The organism is Paenibacillus sp. PK3_47, from assembly GCF_023520895.1.
GTDB lineage: Bacteria > Bacillota > Bacilli > Paenibacillales > Paenibacillaceae > Paenibacillus_AQ.
This window is the reverse complement of the sequence record NZ_CP026029.1, coordinates 536,787-553,454: the sequence shown is the minus strand read 5'-3', so window position 1 is coordinate 553,454 and position 16,668 is coordinate 536,787. Positions and strand designations below refer to the sequence as shown.

Annotated in this window: 17 protein-coding genes; all 17 read left to right on the top strand. The window is 52.9% G+C overall.

What is annotated here, in order from left to right; genetic code table 11:
- Positions 1–118: 118 nt before the first annotated feature.
- The 17 genes from accB (at position 119) to spo0A (ending at position 16,112) form a co-directional block, all read left to right on the top strand.
- Entirely contained in the window at positions 119–628 is a 510-nt protein-coding gene (accB, locus tag C2I18_RS02660; protein ID WP_249899747.1) for an acetyl-CoA carboxylase biotin carboxyl carrier protein, read from the top strand.
- A gap of 55 nt (positions 629–683) precedes the next feature.
- Positions 684–2,027 carry an acetyl-CoA carboxylase biotin carboxylase subunit gene (gene accC / locus C2I18_RS02655; RefSeq protein WP_249899746.1) on the top strand — a complete coding sequence of 448 codons (1,344 nt, stop codon included), beginning with the start codon at positions 684–686 and terminating at the stop codon, positions 2,025–2,027.
- A gap of 118 nt (positions 2,028–2,145) precedes the next feature.
- Positions 2,146–2,562, top strand: coding sequence for an Asp23/Gls24 family envelope stress response protein (locus C2I18_RS02650; protein WP_249899745.1), 417 nt, complete (start codon positions 2,146–2,148; stop codon positions 2,560–2,562).
- 75 nt (positions 2,563–2,637) lie between these two features.
- The gene (gene amaP, locus C2I18_RS02645; protein WP_249899744.1) at positions 2,638–3,177 is read left to right on the top strand and encodes an alkaline shock response membrane anchor protein AmaP; all 540 of its coding nucleotides are present in this window, start codon (positions 2,638–2,640) and stop codon (positions 3,175–3,177) included.
- A gap of 15 nt (positions 3,178–3,192) precedes the next feature.
- Positions 3,193–3,426, top strand: coding sequence for a DUF2273 domain-containing protein (locus C2I18_RS02640; protein ID WP_249899743.1), 234 nt, complete (start codon positions 3,193–3,195; stop codon positions 3,424–3,426).
- Between the two features lie 702 nt (positions 3,427–4,128).
- A complete protein-coding gene (gene nusB / locus C2I18_RS02635; RefSeq protein WP_249899742.1) occupies positions 4,129–4,578 on the top strand; it encodes a transcription antitermination factor NusB in 450 nt (149 codons plus the stop codon).
- Positions 4,579–4,615: 37 nt separating this feature from the next.
- The gene (gene folD / locus C2I18_RS02630) at positions 4,616–5,473 is read left to right on the top strand and encodes a bifunctional methylenetetrahydrofolate dehydrogenase/methenyltetrahydrofolate cyclohydrolase FolD (RefSeq protein ID WP_249899741.1); all 858 of its coding nucleotides are present in this window, start codon (positions 4,616–4,618) and stop codon (positions 5,471–5,473) included.
- 9 nt (positions 5,474–5,482) lie between these two features.
- A complete protein-coding gene (gene xseA / locus C2I18_RS02625; protein WP_249899740.1) occupies positions 5,483–6,862 on the top strand; it encodes an exodeoxyribonuclease VII large subunit in 1,380 nt (459 codons plus the stop codon).
- Positions 6,840–7,097, top strand: a complete 258-nt coding sequence (gene xseB / locus C2I18_RS02620; protein ID WP_249899739.1) for an exodeoxyribonuclease VII small subunit — start codon at positions 6,840–6,842, stop codon at positions 7,095–7,097. Before xseA ends, xseB begins: the two co-directional genes overlap by 23 nt.
- A gap of 85 nt (positions 7,098–7,182) precedes the next feature.
- Positions 7,183–8,034, top strand: a complete 852-nt coding sequence (locus C2I18_RS02615; RefSeq protein ID WP_249901983.1) for a polyprenyl synthetase family protein — start codon at positions 7,183–7,185, stop codon at positions 8,032–8,034.
- 93 nt (positions 8,035–8,127) lie between these two features.
- The gene (gene dxs, locus C2I18_RS02610) at positions 8,128–10,032 is read left to right on the top strand and encodes a 1-deoxy-D-xylulose-5-phosphate synthase (protein ID WP_249899738.1); all 1,905 of its coding nucleotides are present in this window, start codon (positions 8,128–8,130) and stop codon (positions 10,030–10,032) included.
- Between the two features lie 48 nt (positions 10,033–10,080).
- A complete protein-coding gene (locus tag C2I18_RS02605; RefSeq protein WP_249899737.1) occupies positions 10,081–10,953 on the top strand; it encodes a TlyA family RNA methyltransferase in 873 nt (290 codons plus the stop codon).
- A gap of 153 nt (positions 10,954–11,106) precedes the next feature.
- Positions 11,107–11,586, top strand: a complete 480-nt coding sequence (locus C2I18_RS02600) for a hypothetical protein (RefSeq protein ID WP_249899736.1) — start codon at positions 11,107–11,109, stop codon at positions 11,584–11,586.
- Positions 11,587–11,615: 29 nt separating this feature from the next.
- Complete coding sequence (ahrC, locus tag C2I18_RS02595; protein ID WP_275100957.1) at positions 11,616–12,065, top strand: transcriptional regulator AhrC/ArgR; 450 nt, start codon at positions 11,616–11,618, stop codon at positions 12,063–12,065.
- A gap of 48 nt (positions 12,066–12,113) precedes the next feature.
- A complete protein-coding gene (gene recN, locus C2I18_RS02590) occupies positions 12,114–13,841 on the top strand; it encodes a DNA repair protein RecN (protein ID WP_249899735.1) in 1,728 nt (575 codons plus the stop codon).
- Between the two features lie 114 nt (positions 13,842–13,955).
- Positions 13,956–15,089 carry a SpoIVB peptidase gene (gene spoIVB, locus C2I18_RS02585; RefSeq protein ID WP_481857866.1) on the top strand — a complete coding sequence of 378 codons (1,134 nt, stop codon included), beginning with the start codon at positions 13,956–13,958 and terminating at the stop codon, positions 15,087–15,089.
- 201 nt (positions 15,090–15,290) lie between these two features.
- Positions 15,291–16,112 (top strand): sporulation transcription factor Spo0A, encoded by an 822-nt coding sequence (gene spo0A / locus C2I18_RS02580; protein WP_249899733.1) that lies wholly within the window; start codon positions 15,291–15,293, stop codon positions 16,110–16,112.
- The last annotated feature ends 556 nt before the right edge of the window (positions 16,113–16,668 follow it).

The following is a 16,668-nucleotide window of genomic DNA, read 5'->3' as shown; positions in this document are numbered from 1 at the left end:
AGGAATCGCATGTCATCTGAAGCGTACTGCTTCTTTTTAGAAAAAGCGGCAAAGCCGTTCTGCTGACCGCACTGCCAAGGTGCGGCTTCATGAGAAAGCTGAAGGAGTGAACTATTAAATGTTCAAGTTAAGCGAGATTAAGGAATTAATTAAATTGCTGGACCAGACCTCCTCCGTACACGAGCTGGAGATTGAAAGCGAAGGAATGAAGCTGGCCATCCGCAAGCCGGACCGTGCTGAAGGGGACGGAAATGTACTACAGGCGGCTCCTTTTGCCTATCCTTTTGCGCCTGCACCGCAGCCGGTGAGTCCGCAGCATACTGCACCTCCGGTCGTAACCGAGATCCCTGCCGTACCTCAGGCAGTTTCTGCACCAGCTGAAGGCGCATTACATAAAATTGTCTCACCAATGGTAGGGACCTTCTACAGTGCCGCTTCTCCGGATTCCCCGTCGTTCGTAAAAGTAGGTGACCGGGTCAGCGAGAAATCAACCGTCTGCATCATTGAAGCGATGAAGCTGATGAATGAGCTTGAAGCGGAAGTTCGGGGCGAAATCGTGTCCGTCCTTGCCGAGAACGGCCAGCTGGTGGAATACGGCCAGCCGCTGTTTCTGGTAAAACCGGAGTAAGGTGACGCAGAACATGAGGAGCTAGCAAGCTTCGTTAAACTTTGGGAGGAAACGCATGAACATTCAAAAAGTGTTGATTGCCAACCGCGGCGAAATCGCGGTCCGCATTATCAGGGCCTGCCGTGAAATGGGGATTGCAACCGTCGCGGTTTATTCGGAGCCGGACCGGGATTCCCTGCATGTCCGGCTGGCGGACGAGGCTTACTGCATCGGTCCGATGCCGTCCAAGGACAGCTATCTGAACTTTACCAATATTATGAGTGTAGCTACATTAACCGAATGCGATGCCGTTCATCCCGGTTACGGTTTTTTGGCTGAGAATGCAGACTTCGCGGAAATCTGCGAATCCTGCAATATCACCTTCATCGGTCCTTCACCGGATGCGATCACCCGCATGGGGGACAAGGCAGTAGCCAAAGAGACAATGAAGCTCGCCGGAGTTCCGATCATTCCGGGCTCTGACGGTCTTGTGGATGATATTGAGGAGGCCGTAATGCTGGGCCGTGACATCGGTTATCCGATTATCGTCAAGGCAACAGCCGGCGGCGGCGGAAAGGGGATCCGCATTGCCGAGGATGAAGAATCCCTGGTGAAGCAGATCACCGCTGCCCAGCAGGAAGCCCAGAAGGCCTTCGGCAATGCCGGAGTCTACCTGGAGAAGTTCCTGACAGGCATGAAGCATGTGGAAATTCAGATCATTGCCGACAAGCACGGAAATGTAGTTCACCTTGGTGAACGGGACTGCTCCGTACAGCGCCGCCGCCAGAAGCTGGTGGAGGAAGCGCCTTGCTCCGTCCTTACCCCTGAAATCCGTGAAGCGATGGGCCAGGCGGCAGTCAGAGCGGCACAGGCTGTGAATTACTCCGGAGCGGGGACGCTTGAGTTTCTGCTGGGACCTGACGGGCAGTTCTATTTCATGGAGATGAATACACGCATTCAGGTGGAGCATCCTGTTACGGAGATGATTACCGGTGTGGATCTGATCAAGGAAATGATCTCTGTCGCTGAAGGTAACCCGCTTTCTTTTGCCCAAGAGGATATTGTTATTAACGGCTGGTCGCTGGAATGCCGCATTAACGCAGAGGATCCGGAACGCAATTTCATGCCTTCACCGGGCAAAATCGGCTTTTATCTGCCGCCGGGCGGTCTCGGCGTACGTGTGGACAGTGCAGCTTACCCCGGCTATACAATCTCACCATTCTATGATTCCATGATTGCAAAGCTGATTGTCTGGGCGCCAACCCGTCAGGAGGCTGTAGCCAAAATGAAGCGCGCGCTTGCGGAATTTGCTGTGGAAGGCATACATACAACGATTCCCTTCCATCAGAAACTGCTGGAGCATCCGGTGTTCCTGGACGGCAATTTTGATATCAAGTTCCTGGAAGAATATGAAATTTAGGACGTCTTCTCATTGTTTGTCATAAAGTTCGGCAAATGATATAGTATGTTTAATAAGAGACGTGCTTAGCGGCTTGAATTGTTGAACAACTTTTTTATTGAAAGGGTTGAAGTCCAAAATGAGTACATTGCCGACGGAATACGAACGTACGGAGATCGGCGAGATCCAGATCGCTCCTGAAGTGATCGAGGTTATCGCAGGATTGGCTACTGTAGAGGTTAAAGGCGTAGCCGGAATGAGCGGCGGATTTGCCGGAGGAATCGTGGAGCTTCTCGGACGCAAGAACCTGTCCAAAGGTGTTAAGGTTGAAGTCGGACAGCGCGAGGCTGCAGTGGATGTATCCGTAATCATCGAGTATGGCAACCGTCTTCCGGAAGTAGCCGGGGAGATCCAGCGCAATGTCAAACGTTCCATCGAGACAATGACCGGACTGACTGTTGTGGAAGTGAACGTGCATATTCATGATGTGCAGTTCAGAAACAGCACCACTACGGATAAGCATGAAGATACAGATGCGGTTCTCCGCGTGAAATAAGGGCAGAGCGTATTTCCATAAACCCCCGACAGCACCGTCGAGGGTTTACTCTAATTTGAGGAGGTTATGAGACTCGTGGCCAAAATTTTAGACAGGCTTCTGCTGTTCATTTACAGCTTAAGCATCGGAATATTATCTGTGATTGCCATCCTCCTTTTAAGCGGGGCTATCCCGGACACCCTGGAAATTTCGGACGGGCCGGCAGCTTATATTACCGCGATTGCCGTGGCAGTCATTCTGTTTCTGCTCAGCATCCGTTTCTTCTACATTTCTTTGCGCAGAGACCGTGCCTCGATGCCTTCAGTCGATCAGCGCACAGAGTATGGGGACATCCAGATCTCTATGGAAACCATTGAGAACCTGAGTCTCAAGGCTGCGGGCAAGGTCAAAGGGATCAGGGATCTGAGGTCCCGCATCCGCGTGTCCCAGGCCGGGCTTGAAATTACGATCCGCGCAGTGGTGGACGGTGAGCATTCCCTCCCGCTGCTGACGACAGAGGTGCAGCGTCAGGTGCATGATTTTGTGCAGGAAACGACCGGAATTCCGGTAGCTGATGTATCTGTATATATTGCCAACCTCACACAGTCTCCAAGCTTCAAAAGTCGAGTGGAATAGAGGTGAGTTTCCCTTATGTCCTGGAGAGAAGTATGGGAAAGTCACGGGGGTAGAATTGCCGGAGTCACCTTCGGTGTTGTTCTCGGGCTGATTTATTTAATTAGCGGTTTTTGGGATATGCTGTTCTTTGCACTGGTAGTGTTCATCGGATATACGCTTGGCAAAAGAAAGGATACCGCACAGCCTCCGCTGTTTGACTGGCAGGAGCTGGTGTCGCGGCTGTCCGGACGCTGGCGTCCCTTCAAGTGAACCGCGATAGTCTTTCTTCCCGGAGCCTGGAACCCTTATGTTTGAGTTGCCTGCTTGACCGGAAGAAGGACTGTGCGGTTTTTTTGCTGAAAGGGGCCTTGTGCTTAGATTGGGGCAGCCGCTGCGGGTACCCCGAATGATAATGCCGGGTAGCTGGCCTTGAGCGTTCTCCAAAAATATCTAATGGGAATTTCTCCGCTTAAATTCCCGTTAACACCGGTATATGCGGTCTTAGTTGAAAAACTCCTTTTAAATCAGCAGCTTTTCTTACGAAAATGAATGATGGGCTGAATTAACGGGAGGCATTCCACCAAATGACCTAATCAACGGTAATAAGATGAAATTAAGTGGAGGAAATCCAGCTAGTGCTGGAACTTTACTATCCAGAGCCGGCGCATGGCAGAGCAATGAACTGCTGAAATGTAATATGTGCAGCTATTCCGGCTGTTCAACGCTTAAAAATCCGGTTAACTGTATTTCGTACAATTAGATACCGGCATATGCACCCCAGTGAAGCAACGGCCGGTTTTTAACTGTACGAAATACAATTAGGGATAGAGATTACCGTTATTTGCTTACAATAACTGTACGAAGTGCTGCTATGGAAGCTGTAGTAATGAGCAGCAGTGTATGCCTGCATTAGAATAACAGAAACAATGTTTGACCATATAAGAATGCGAGATATGATTTTAGGAGGAACACATGAAGAGACGTTTAGCAAGAGAGATTATTGTTCAAAGCCTGTACCAGATGGAAATGAATGATGTGGACAGCGCGGAAGCCGTGGAAATGCTGCTTGAGGAAGCTTCGGAAGAGAACGAGACCGAACGTGTTATTACAGATGAGAATGAGCTGAAGGCTTATGTTGTGGAGCATGTAAACGGTGTGTGGGAGCACAAGGTAGGCATCGATGATATGCTCGAGCATTACCTGAAGGGCTGGCAGATGAGCCGCCTGTCGCGTGTGGACCGCCAAATTCTGCGTCTGGCAACGTTTGAGATGGTCTTTGCGGATGATGTTCCGGCCAAGGTTGCCGTCAATGAGGCGATTGATCTGGCCAAACACTTCGGCACAGATGATTCGGGGAAATTCGTTAACGGCGTACTTGGCAAAATGATTCAGGATATCGACAAGCTCAAAAGCGAGCTGTAGATGTAATACAAAGCAGACAAAAGGGGAGAGGCTTACAATGACAGCAGCAATCATCAGCGGTAAACAGGTATCAGACGAAATTCGTATTGACATTTCCCGGGAGGTTAAAGCCTTGGCGGAGCATAATGTGAAGCCCGGTCTTGCTGTCGTTCTTGTCGGTGAAGATCCGGCTTCCCAGGTCTATGTGCGCAACAAGGAGAAATCCTGCATCGAGCTTGGATTCCACTCGGAGGTGCACAGGCTGGATGCTTCCACTACCCAGGAGGAGCTGCTGGCGCTTGTGGCAGAATTGAACAGCCGGGATAATATTGACGGTATTCTGGTACAGCTGCCGCTGCCGAAGCATATTGAAGAGAAGGCGGTCATCGATGCGATTGCCGTTGAGAAGGATGTTGACGGTTTTCATCCCGTAAATGTCGGTAATCTGGTGATTGGCGATGACAGCCTGCTTCCATGCACGCCTGCCGGCGTCATTGAGCTTATCAAACGGACAGGCACCGGACTGTCCGGCAAGCATGCCGTGGTCATCGGCCGCAGCAATATTGTCGGCAAGCCGGTCTCCCTGCTGCTGCAGCGCGAGAATGCTACGGTGACCATGTGCCATTCCCGCACAGCGAACATGGCCGAACTTTGCCGCCAGGCGGATATCCTGGTTGTGGCGATCGGCCGCGCCAATTTCATTGACGGTTCGTATGTGAAGCCGGGTGCTGTAGTTATTGATGTCGGGATGAACCGGCTCGACAACGGCAAGCTGGCCGGTGATGTAGATTATGAGAGTGCCAAGGAAGTAGCCGGATATATTACACCTGTTCCTGGCGGAGTAGGCCCGATGACGATCACCATGCTGATGAGCAACACGCTGATCGCGGCCAAACGCCGTCACGGATTGGAATAGGAGCTGCTTATGGCGGCAGAACGGAAAATTTACTCGATTAAAGATCTTAACCGTTATATCCGCATGAAGCTGGACTCTGACGTCGTTCTCTCAGACGTATGGATCCGCGGAGAGATCTCGAACTTCACCCATCACGGCAGCGGCCATATGTACTTCACGCTGAAGGATGAGAGCAGCCGGATCAAATCGATCATGTTCGCTTCGCACAACCAGCGGCTGCCGTTTGTCCCGAAGGAAGGCACCAAGGTCATAGCAAGGGGCAACGTAACCGTCTATGAACGGGACGGGCAGTACCAGTTCTATGCGACCCATATGCAGCCTGACGGAATCGGCAGCCTGTATATGGCGTATGAGCAGCTCAAGCGCAAGCTGGAGCAGGAAGGGCTGTTCGCTGCGGAACGCAAACGGCCCCTGCCGCGGTATCCGCGCTGTGTCGGGGTGGTGACTTCGCCGACGGGAGCAGCCGTCCGGGATATTATCATTACACTGCAGCGGCGGTTCCCGCAGGTTTCAGTTGTACTCTATCCCGTGCTGGTACAAGGCAAGGGTGCAGGCCCTTCCATCGTGAAGGCGATAGAGGCGCTGAACGATATGGGTGAAGCCGACGTGCTGATCGTCGGCCGGGGAGGCGGCTCGCTGGAGGAGCTGTGGGCCTTCAACGAGGAGCCTGTGGCCCGGGCGATTGCCGCCTCGGGCATTCCGGTCATCTCGGCCGTGGGGCACGAGACCGACTTCACGATCGCCGATTTCGCCGCTGACCTGCGCGCGGCGACACCGACGGCGGCCGCGGAGCTCGCCGTGCCGAACGCGGCCGAGCTGGCCGCGCAGCTGCGCACAGCCGAGCACCGGCTGCGCCAGGGCCTGCTGCGCCGCTCCCAGCGGGGCGGCGAGCGCCTGGCCTCGCTGCAGCGCTCGCTGGCGCTGGTCGGCCCCCGCCGCCAGCTGGCCCAGCACGCGCAGCGGCTGGACAATCTGCGCGTGGCACTGAGCCGCGCCGCGCAGACCCGGCACCGCCTGGCGCGTGAACGCCAGGCGGTGCTGCACCACAGCCTGCAGCGGTTCCACCCGCTGGCCAGTGTGAGCGCGGCCCGGCAGCGCACGGAGAGCGTGACCCGTCAGCTGACGGGGGCCATGCAGGCGCGCCTGCGGGACAAGCGTTCACGTTATGTATCGGAGCTGAGGCATCTGGATGCGCTCAGCCCGCTGAAGGTAATGTCACGGGGCTACAGCCTCGTGTACGACGAGAATGAAGAGCATCTGATCAAGTCGCTTAAGGAAGTTGAAATGGGCGACCTGGTGAATATAAAGCTGAGTGACGGCAAGTTAAGCTGCCAGGTATGGGGAATGAAGGAGGAGGGTAAAACGAATGACGAAGGAAGCGGAGCTTGATTTTGAAGGAGCCATGGAGCGGCTGGAAGAAATCGTGCGGGAGCTTGAGCACGGAGACGTTCCCCTGGAGAAGGCAATCGATTTGTTCCAGCAGGGCATGAAGCTGTCCCAGCTGTGCGGCAGCAAGCTGGAGCAGGTGGAACGCAAGATTGAGATGATCACAGTGGAGGATGGAGAACTGCGCAAGAAACCTTTCGGCGCCCGCCTGGAAGGGGATAGCGATGAGCCGTTCTGAGCACAGCCTGGAGGCAGCCTCCGCGGCTGAGGTGTCCGGCCGCAAGCCGCTGGAGGAGTACATTGCCGAGGCTGGCGCGGATGTGATGAAGGAGCTGGGCGGCACGCTTCCGGCGGAGTGGACAGTCCCGGCCCATCTTAAGGAAGCGATGAACTACTCGCTGCAGGCCGGAGGCAAACGCCTCCGCCCGCTGCTCGTCATCGCCGCATGCGAAGCGCTGGGAGGACGCCGGGAGGCGGCTCTTCCGGTGGCGGCAGCTATCGAGATGGTCCATACCTATTCCTTAATCCATGACGATCTGCCGGCGATGGACAACGACGACTACCGCCGGGGGAAGCTGACGAACCATAAAGTGTTCGGTGAAGCCGCTGCTATTCTGGCCGGCGATGCACTGCTGACCCATGCGTTCTACAGCATTGTGCAGTCTTCACGCAAATACGGCATTCCTGCAGAGCACACGCTTTCCATTGTGGAGGATCTGGCGGAAATGGCCGGACCGCGCGGCATGGTCGGCGGACAGATTGCCGACATGGAAGGGGAGCAGGGCCTTACTGATCTGGCGCAGCTGCAGTACATCCACCTTCACAAGACCGGCGATCTGATTGTCTTCTCGCTGCTTGCGGGAGGGCGGATTGCCGGGGCGGACACGGAGCAGCTCGCGGCGCTGCGTGAATTCGGCACACATATCGGCCTGGCCTTTCAGGTCCAGGATGATATTCTTGATCTTGTCGGGGATGAAGGCAAGCTCGGCAAGAAGACTGGCAGCGATATTAAGCAGCAGAAGGTAACCTATCCTTACTTCATCGGGCTGGAAGCCTCGCGTGATGAAGTGAAACGGCTGACGGATGCAGCCAGGAAGGCCGTCCTGGAGGGCGGTTTTCCCGATCCGTCACGCCTGCTGGAAATCGCGGATTACTTAATGGCCAGGGATCATTAGAGCATTTTGGAAACGGCTGTGTTTCGACAGCCGTTTCGTTTGTGTTATAATGGGGTTTATATTTTACAACATCTAGGAAAGCGGGGAATACTCGTGCTGCTTCCACAAATAAATGATCCGAAGCAACTGAAAACCTTGTCAGTCGGGGAACTGACTACCCTTGCGGAGGAGATCCGCCGGTTTCTGATCGAGAAGCTAACCCTGACCGGCGGGCACCTTGGATCCAATCTCGGGGTAGTGGAGCTCACGCTGGCCTTGCACTATTGCTATGACAGTCCCCGGGACAAAATGATATATGACGTCGGACACCAGGCTTATGTCCATAAAATTCTGACCGGCCGCAAGGACCGTTTTGACACCCTGCGCAAGCGTGACGGCTTATGCGGCTTCGTCAAACGCTCGGAGAGTGAGCATGATGTCTGGGAAGCCGGGCACAGCAGCACCTCCCTGTCAGCGGCAATAGGTATGGCAATGGCCCGTGATCTGAAAGGCGAGGACAACAAAGTCATCGCTGTAATCGGTGACGGGGCGCTGACCGGCGGGATGGCCTTTGAAGCCCTTAACCATATCGGCCATGAGCAGCGCAAGCTGATGGTTATCCTGAATGATAATGAAATGTCCATTGCACCGAATGTAGGGGCCATGCACAATTACCTGAGCAAAATCCGCTCAGATAAACATTATCTGCGCGCCAAGGATGAAGTGGAGGGGCTGCTCCGCAAAATTCCGGCCATCGGCGGCAAGCTTGCCAAGACGGCCGAGAAGGTGAAGGACAGTCTTAAATATATGATGGTTCCCGGCGTTTTATTTGAGGAGCTGGGCTTTACGTATCTCGGACCGGTAGACGGCCATGATGTAGAGAAGCTGATCGACGCCTTCCATCAGGCTGACAATGTATCGGGTCCGGTACTGGTGCATGTTCTGACTACCAAAGGTAAGGGCTATAAACCGGCTGAAACCGATTTCTATAAATCCCATGCCATTTCCCCTTACAAAATCGAGTCAGGCCAGTCGCTTAAGGTTGTCGGCAATCCGATGTACACCGAGGTGTTCGGCCAGACGCTGATTGAACTCGGCCATGTGGACAAACGTCTGATTGCGGTAACTCCGGCGATGCCTGGCGGATCCGGTCTGTTTCCTTTTGCCAAGGAATTTCCGGACCGGATGATTGATGTTGGTATAGCCGAGCAGCACGCCGCTACCCTCTGCGCAGCTTTGGCGATGGAAGGGATGAAGCCGGTGTATGCCGTCTATTCCACCTTCATGCAGCGGGCTTACGACCAGATTGTCCATGATATCTGCCGCCATAATGCCAATGTTATGTTTGCGATTGACCGGGCAGGCTTTGTAGGCGCCGACGGAGAGACGCACCAGGGGGTGTATGACATTGCATTCATGCGTCATATTCCGAATCTGGTGATGATGATGCCGAAGGATGAAAATGAACTGCGCCACATGATGAAGACAGCGCTGGAATACAACGACGGGCCGATTGCGTACCGTTATCCGAGAATTGAAGGAACCGGGGTAGAGCTGGATACCGAGCTGCGCAGCCTGCCGATCGGATCCTGGGAGCGGCTGCGTCCCGGCGACGATTATGCTGTACTGGCCTGCGGGCCGATGGTGCAGGTGGCCGAAGAGGCGTCAGAGCTGCTGAAGCGTGAAGGCATCCAGCTTAGCGTTGTCAATGCCCGTTTCCTGAAGCCGCTGGATAATGATATGCTGCTGAGTCTGGCCCGTGCCGGAACCGGTATGGTCGTACTGGAGGAAGCCTGCCAGGCGGGAAGCCTGGGAAGCAGCGTGCTGGAGTTCTTTGCAGAGCATGAGATTTACGATGCCCGTGTACATTTGATGGGTGTGCCGGATGTATTTGTCGAGCACGGCTCCATCAAAGAGCAGCGCCAGGAGACCAATCTTACCGTTGAAGCATTATGCGGACGTATCCGTGCAATGAAGGCGCTAAGTAAATATACCTATAAAACAACTTCAACTTCTTGAAGCAAGGAAGCTTTATTACTGCAACCCAAGAATGATCGGGAGATGACCATGGAACACCCTAAGGAACGGATTGATGTCCTGCTGGTAGAGCAGGGTTTTTATGAAAGCCGCGAGAAGGCCAAGGCTGCCATTATGGCAGGCCTGGTGCTGGCGGATGAAGAACGGATTGAGAAGGCGGGGATGAAGGTATCCCGCAATGCGGCCCTGAAGGTCAAAGGTGCAGTGCACCCGTATGTCAGCCGCGGCGGATTGAAGCTGGAGAAAGCGCTCCGCAAGTTCGGGATTGACCTTAACGGCCGGATTATGCTGGATATCGGCGCTTCCACCGGAGGGTTCACGGATTGTGCCCTGCAGAACGGGGCCAGCCATGTCTATGCCATTGATGTCGGCTACAACCAGCTGGACTGGAGCCTGCGCAATGATGAGCGGGTCAGCGTAATGGAGCGGACCAACTTCCGTTATATGATGCCGCCTGACCTTAAGGGTCCGGTCCCCGATTTTGCCAGCATTGATGTCTCCTTCATATCACTTAAAATCATATTGCCGCCACTCATGGCTCTGCTGAACCGTCCGGCGGATATCGCTGCGCTGATCAAGCCGCAATTTGAAGCCGGCCGGGAGAAGGTCGGGAAATCCGGGGTAGTGCGTGATTCCGCTGTGCATAAAGAGGTGCTGGTCAACGTACTGACGATGGCGGCAGAGCTGGGCTACGTGCTTGAAGGCCTGACCTTCTCACCGATTACCGGTGGTGAAGGGAATATTGAATTTCTGGCCCATTGGAAGCTGCTGCCTGAGGAAGGCGTGGAGACTCCTGCGGATCAGTCTGCGGAGACCTTCGGGACACTTGCCGATGCCGTAATTAAGGAAGCCACAGTGACTTTTACGGCCAACACCAATGGAAACTCACCGAAGAAACGATGAGTTTTCTTTTGCTAATGCTATAGGGATGGACCAGCGAAACGGTATCGTTATCCAGGATGACGGGACGCCGTTTCTTCTTGTTTTCCGGCAGGTATAGTTCCGGGGCGGAAAAAAGCAGGATTTCATTGCCCCTCGCGCGAAGTAATCACCGAGGTGATGGCGTTGGCAAGCTCCGATCAGGTCATTATGGTACTCGTAGGAGTTGCAGTAGCGGTATTTCTGATTTACCGGTTGGTGGTATGGCTGCAGAGCTCTCCGCGTTCCTTCCTGAAGGACGGAGTGCCGATTAACAAGGAAATTGCACCGCATCCTTGTATCGGTCTGCTGGAAGCTGCAGGCTATGAAGTGATTGGCGGAAAGCTGAAGATCCCGTTATCCTTTAATGTGGACGGGTCCTCCATGTACAGCCGCCTGTTTATAGATTATGTGGCCAGCAAAGAAGAGGATTCGCTGTATCTCGTAATATTATCCCGGCCGCGCAAGCAGCTGGAGTTTACCGGAAGCGGTCTCCGTGATACGCTGCTGCCGTATTTGCTGATTTATCCCGAATGCAGCGGAGTGTTGTATGTAAATACCGCAGCTTCGGCTATTCATGTCATCAGATTTGGCAAAGATGATGGAGAATCGACTTAATGTTCAACTTATAAATACAGGAGGCAATAATGAAGGGACACAGGCATATCAAGATTCGTGAGATTATCACCCAAAGGGAAATTGAAACACAGGATGAGCTGGTGGAGGCGCTGCGTGATGCCGGATTCCAGGTTACCCAGGCGACCGTATCCCGTGATATCAAGGAGCTGCTGCTCATCAAGGTGCCGATGGATGACGGCCGGTATAAATATTCACTCCCGACGGATCAGCGCTACAACCCGACCCAGAAACTGAAGCGTGTGCTGGTGGATAATTTTGTCCACATCGATTATTCCGGGAACCTTGTCGTCATGAAGTGTCTTCCGGGAACGGCTAATTCTGTAGCTGCACTGATCGACAATATCGACTGGCCGCAAATTATGGGCACCATCTCCGGTGATGATACCATTCTGATTATCTGCCGTCTGCCGGAGGACAGCAAAACCGTGATTTCGCAGGTGATGGGTTATATCTCCTGATTTTATACATTCATTGGATTCAATCATCTTTTCGGAGGTGTTCTATTCGTGTTAGAAACTTTATCGATCCGCAATCTTGCCGTTGTTGAGGCGGTGGATGTGCATTTTCACCCCGGTTTTCACGTACTTACAGGGGAGACCGGTGCAGGTAAATCGATTATTATTGATGCGCTTGCCCTGATCGCCGGCGGCCGCGGCTCAGCGGATTCCATCCGCTATGGCTGTGAGAAGGCCGAGATGGAAGCGCTATTCAGCCTGCCGGGCTCTCATCCAGTATGGGACACATTGGAGCGTCTTGGGATCGGAGCGGAACGGGAGGAACATCTGGTCATCCGGCGTGAGATCACCTCACAGGGCAAAAGCACTTCACGTGTTAATGGCCAGATGGTCAACCTCAGCATGCTCCGGGAGATCGGCGAACAGCTCGTCAATATTCACGGGCAGCATGAGCACCAGAATCTGCTGAAGGCTGAACGCCATCTGGGTCTGCTGGATACATATGGCGACGCAGTGATCGGACCGCTCAAAGCGGATTACCAGGAGAAATATACCGCCTTTGCCAAAGTGGAAAAAGAGCTGCGCGAACTGCAGGAATCCAGCCAGAAGGCGTACCAGATGCTGGATTTGTACCGTTTTCAGCTGGAGGAAATTTCATCTGCAAGATTAAAACCGGGCGAAGATGAATTACTTGCCGAAGAAAGGGTCAAACTATCCCACAGCGAGAAAATGATGGATTCGGTATCCGGAGCGTATGAACTGCTGTATGACAGGCAAGGCCTCTCGTCGATCGGTAATGTGATATCCAAGCTGGAAGATGCGGTCCGTTATGATGAGAAAGGGCTCCGGACTGTGCTGGATCAGCTGCAGTCGTCTTATTACCAGCTGGAGGATGCCGCTTTTCAGCTGCGTGATTACCGTGAGGATATCGAGTTCAACCCGGCTCGCCTGGAGGAGATTGAGAACCGGCTGGATCTGATCACCGGCCTGCGCCGTAAGTACGGGGACAGCGTGGAGCAGATTCTGGCATATTATGATCAGATTAACCGTGAGACAGATCTTTTGGAGAACAAAGATGAATATATCGGGAAGCTGACGCTCAAACGGGACGGGCTCCTGGAGGTATTAATGGAGGCCGCGTTTGAATTAAGCCACGCAAGGGCCAAGTGTGCCGCCGAACTGGCTTCCCAGGTGGAAGGTGAGCTTAAGGACCTTCAGATGGAGCGGACCTCGCTACAGGTTAAGCTGGATACGCTGGAGGACCCGCGGGGAGTGGAATACCGGGAACGCCGTTACCGCCTTACAAGGCAGGGCATTGACAGCGCAGAATTCATGATCTCCCCTAACCCTGGAGAACCGCTGAGACCGCTCGGCAAAATTGCCTCCGGCGGGGAGCTGTCCCGGATTATGCTGGCGATGAAGAGTATCTTTGCGCGGCATGATGCAATTCCCGTTCTGATCTTTGATGAAGTGGACACCGGGGTCAGCGGACGTGCGGCCCAGTCCATTGCGAACAAATTGTCACAGCTTGCTTCGACCTGCCAGGTGTTCTCCATTACCCACCTGCCGCAGGTGGCCTGTATGGCTGACCATCAGTACCTGATCCGTAAAAAGGTTGAGGACGGCCGCACAATGACTGAGGTGGAATCCCTGTCGCAGGAAGGACGCGTTATGGAGCTTGCCCGGATGCTGGGCGGCGTCGAAATTACCGAAAAAACACTGCACCATGCCCAGGAGATGCTGGGTCTGGCGGAAGCCAGCAAAGCCGCTATGAGCTAAGCGGGACAATGATTGACAGTAATAAAAGCCTGGGGCCAAGGTTATCTTATAGTTACGCAATTGGCGACCACCTTTTTCGTCAAGCGGAAGAAGCAAAAGGGAGCGTGACAGCCATTGAAGCCTAACCTCAGGAAGTTAATGCCAGGCCTTTTATTTGCCTTCTTTCTCAGCTTTTCAGGACTTACGGGACCACTCCAGAGTTATGCCGCACCACTGGATAACCCGCCTGGGCAGCCTGTACAAGGGATTGACAGAAATCTCAAAGTCATTCCCGGGGGCCAGACGATCGGCGTAAAAGTAAAATCAGCAGGCGTCCTCGTTGTGGGCCATCATTTGGTTGAAGTGTCCCAGCAGTCCAAGATTTCACCGGGCGAGAACAGCGGCCTGGTACCGGGGGATTTAATGATCTCGATCAACGGTGTGAAGCTGGACGAGGTGTCCAAGGTAGCGAAGCTGGTGGAGCAGGCCGGCAAAGCCGATAAACCGCTGGACATTGTTTACAAGCGCGGAGGCAAGCAGCTTACAGCCAAGCTGAAGCCGGCTTATGACCGCAACGACAAGGTGTGGAGGCTCGGGCTCTATATCCGCGATTCAGCTGCAGGAGTCGGAACTCTGACCTTTTACGCGCCGGAGCAGGGTGTATACGGCGCTCTGGGGCATGTCATTACAGACATGAACACAGGAACGCCGATTGTAGTCGGCAGCGGCCATATCGTTCAGTCGAGCGTGACCTCCATCTCCAAGAGCCAGGACGGTGATCCGGGAGAAAAGCGTGCTGTTTTTCTGAAGGAAAGCCAGGTGCTCGGCAATGTACAAAGCAACACGGATTTCGGGATTTTTGGCAAAATGTCGCGTAATCCGGAGCACAGCCTGTATCAGCAGCCGATTCCAATCGCCATGAGCAGTGAAGTCAAGGAAGGACCGGCAGAAATTCTGACTGTTGTCGATGGACAGCAGGTGGAACGTTTTGATGTGGAAATCATCCATGTTGCCCACCAGCAGACTCCCGCAACCAAGGGGCTTGTACTGCGCATTACAGATCCTAGGCTCATTAATAAGACCGGAGGTATTGTCCAAGGCATGAGCGGCAGTCCGATCGTGCAAAACGGCCGGCTGATCGGGGCAGTGACCCATGTTTTTGTCAACGACCCCAAATCAGGGTATGGCTGCTTCATTGAGTGGATGCTCAAGGACTCCGGTGTAACCAAGCTTGATGAGATCACTCCTTACAATCTTAAGGCCGTATAGCCTTAAGATTTTTTTGTCGAAGTCAAACGATAAAGATCGAATAATGAAATAAAATATTTAATTATAATCCAACTGCAAAAAAAAATAAAGAAAAATAATTTTCGACAGAAGGATATTTAAATGGTGTGTCGAAATCGTAAAGGAGAGCTGATAAAAAATGTTATTTTCGAATAGCAGATATAAATAAGGAGGAAGCAACCAGTGCAGAATATTGAAGTGTTGTTGGCCGATGATAACAGGGAATTCACGAACTTGCTTGCTGAGTATATTTCGGAACAAGAAGATATGACCGTGACAGGTATTGCCTATAATGGGGAAGAAGTGCTTCAAATGCTGAGCGGAGCACGCAAAATTCCCGATGTACTGATCCTTGATATCATTATGCCGCATTTGGACGGTCTAGGCGTGCTTGAGCGCCTTCGCGATATGGATCTTAACCCGCAGCCGAAGATCATCATGCTTACGGCCTTCGGCCAGGAGAATATTACGCAGAGAGCTGTCCAGCTTGGCGCATCTTATTATATCCTGAAGCCTTTCGATATGGAGGTTCTAGCCAACCGTGTGCGTCAGCTTGTAGGGTCCCAGGGCAGCATGAGCACGTCCTCCAGCATGTCCAATTACAGCAGTTCACGGCCAAGCAGCAACAATGTAGTTCCGCTCTCCAAGGGCAAAAACCTTGACGCCAACATTACTTCGATTATTCATGAAATTGGTGTGCCTGCCCACATCAAGGGCTACCAGTATTTGCGCGAAGCCATTACAATGGTCTATAACAATATTGAAATCCTTGGAGCTATTACCAAAACACTGTATCCGGCTATTGCCGAGAAGTTCAAGACTACGCCTTCACGCGTGGAACGTGCGATCCGCCATGCGATTGAAGTGGCCTGGACCCGCGGCAACATCGACAGCATCTCCCATCTGTTCGGCTATACGATTAATATCTCCAAATCGAAGCCCACTAACTCGGAATTTATTGCCATGGTAGCCGACAAGCTCCGGATTGAGCATAAGGTAGGTTGAAAGGGTAAGGATCAGGATACGTAGAAGGCTGACGGGGGATTGTGACGAGGTTGAAGGTAACGCAAGGATACCGATAAATTTCGGAAAATGGTCCGATTAAACCGATAAATATTATTATCAATAAGCTATAAATACCGCTGTTTGTTGGGCTTCCAAATCCAATGAAGGGCGGTATTATTATTATGACTGGTTTTAAAACTCTCAGTGTCTTCAGAGTGTTGAGAAACCCGGCTCTTTTAAGGGTCTTGGGTTTCTTTTCTGTGTTTTCAGATCTGCGACGCTGCATCCCTTGTATGCCTCGTCCTCTTTGGCACGCTAACGGACACTGCGTCCGTTATTTGCCGCAAATCGCCTTGTTTCCATCGCTAACGGACCGTAGTTCCTTTATTCTGCTGAATGATAGGCAAATTAAGCCCTTGCGGATGAAATAACGGATCCAGGGTCCGTTAGGATTCCAAAACACACCTCTAGCGCAAAATAACGGAACTAGGGTCCGTTAGCATTAGCATTCAGCATTCCCAAGGAATTAATAGGTTCTGGTCGCGTGAGGTGATGG

What these genes read in the sequence shown, in the direction of transcription:
- accB (WP_249899747.1), top strand. Translation starts at nt 119, where the DNA reads ATGTTCAAGTTAAGCGAGATTAAGGAATTAATTAAATTGCTGGACCAG.
- accC (WP_249899746.1), top strand. Translation starts at nt 684, where the DNA reads ATGAACATTCAAAAAGTGTTGATTGCCAACCGCGGCGAAATCGCGGTC.
- C2I18_RS02650 (WP_249899745.1), top strand. Translation starts at nt 2,146, where the DNA reads ATGAGTACATTGCCGACGGAATACGAACGTACGGAGATCGGCGAGATC.
- C2I18_RS02640 (WP_249899743.1), top strand. Translation starts at nt 3,193, where the DNA reads ATGTCCTGGAGAGAAGTATGGGAAAGTCACGGGGGTAGAATTGCCGGA.
- nusB (WP_249899742.1), top strand. Translation starts at nt 4,129, where the DNA reads ATGAAGAGACGTTTAGCAAGAGAGATTATTGTTCAAAGCCTGTACCAG.
- folD (WP_249899741.1), top strand. Translation starts at nt 4,616, where the DNA reads ATGACAGCAGCAATCATCAGCGGTAAACAGGTATCAGACGAAATTCGT.
- xseA (WP_249899740.1), top strand. Translation starts at nt 5,483, where the DNA reads ATGGCGGCAGAACGGAAAATTTACTCGATTAAAGATCTTAACCGTTAT.
- xseB (WP_249899739.1), top strand. Translation starts at nt 6,840, where the DNA reads ATGACGAAGGAAGCGGAGCTTGATTTTGAAGGAGCCATGGAGCGGCTG.
- C2I18_RS02615 (WP_249901983.1), top strand. Translation starts at nt 7,183, where the DNA reads ATGAAGGAGCTGGGCGGCACGCTTCCGGCGGAGTGGACAGTCCCGGCC.
- C2I18_RS02605 (WP_249899737.1), top strand. Translation starts at nt 10,081, where the DNA reads ATGGAACACCCTAAGGAACGGATTGATGTCCTGCTGGTAGAGCAGGGT.
- ahrC (WP_275100957.1), top strand. Translation starts at nt 11,616, where the DNA reads ATGAAGGGACACAGGCATATCAAGATTCGTGAGATTATCACCCAAAGG.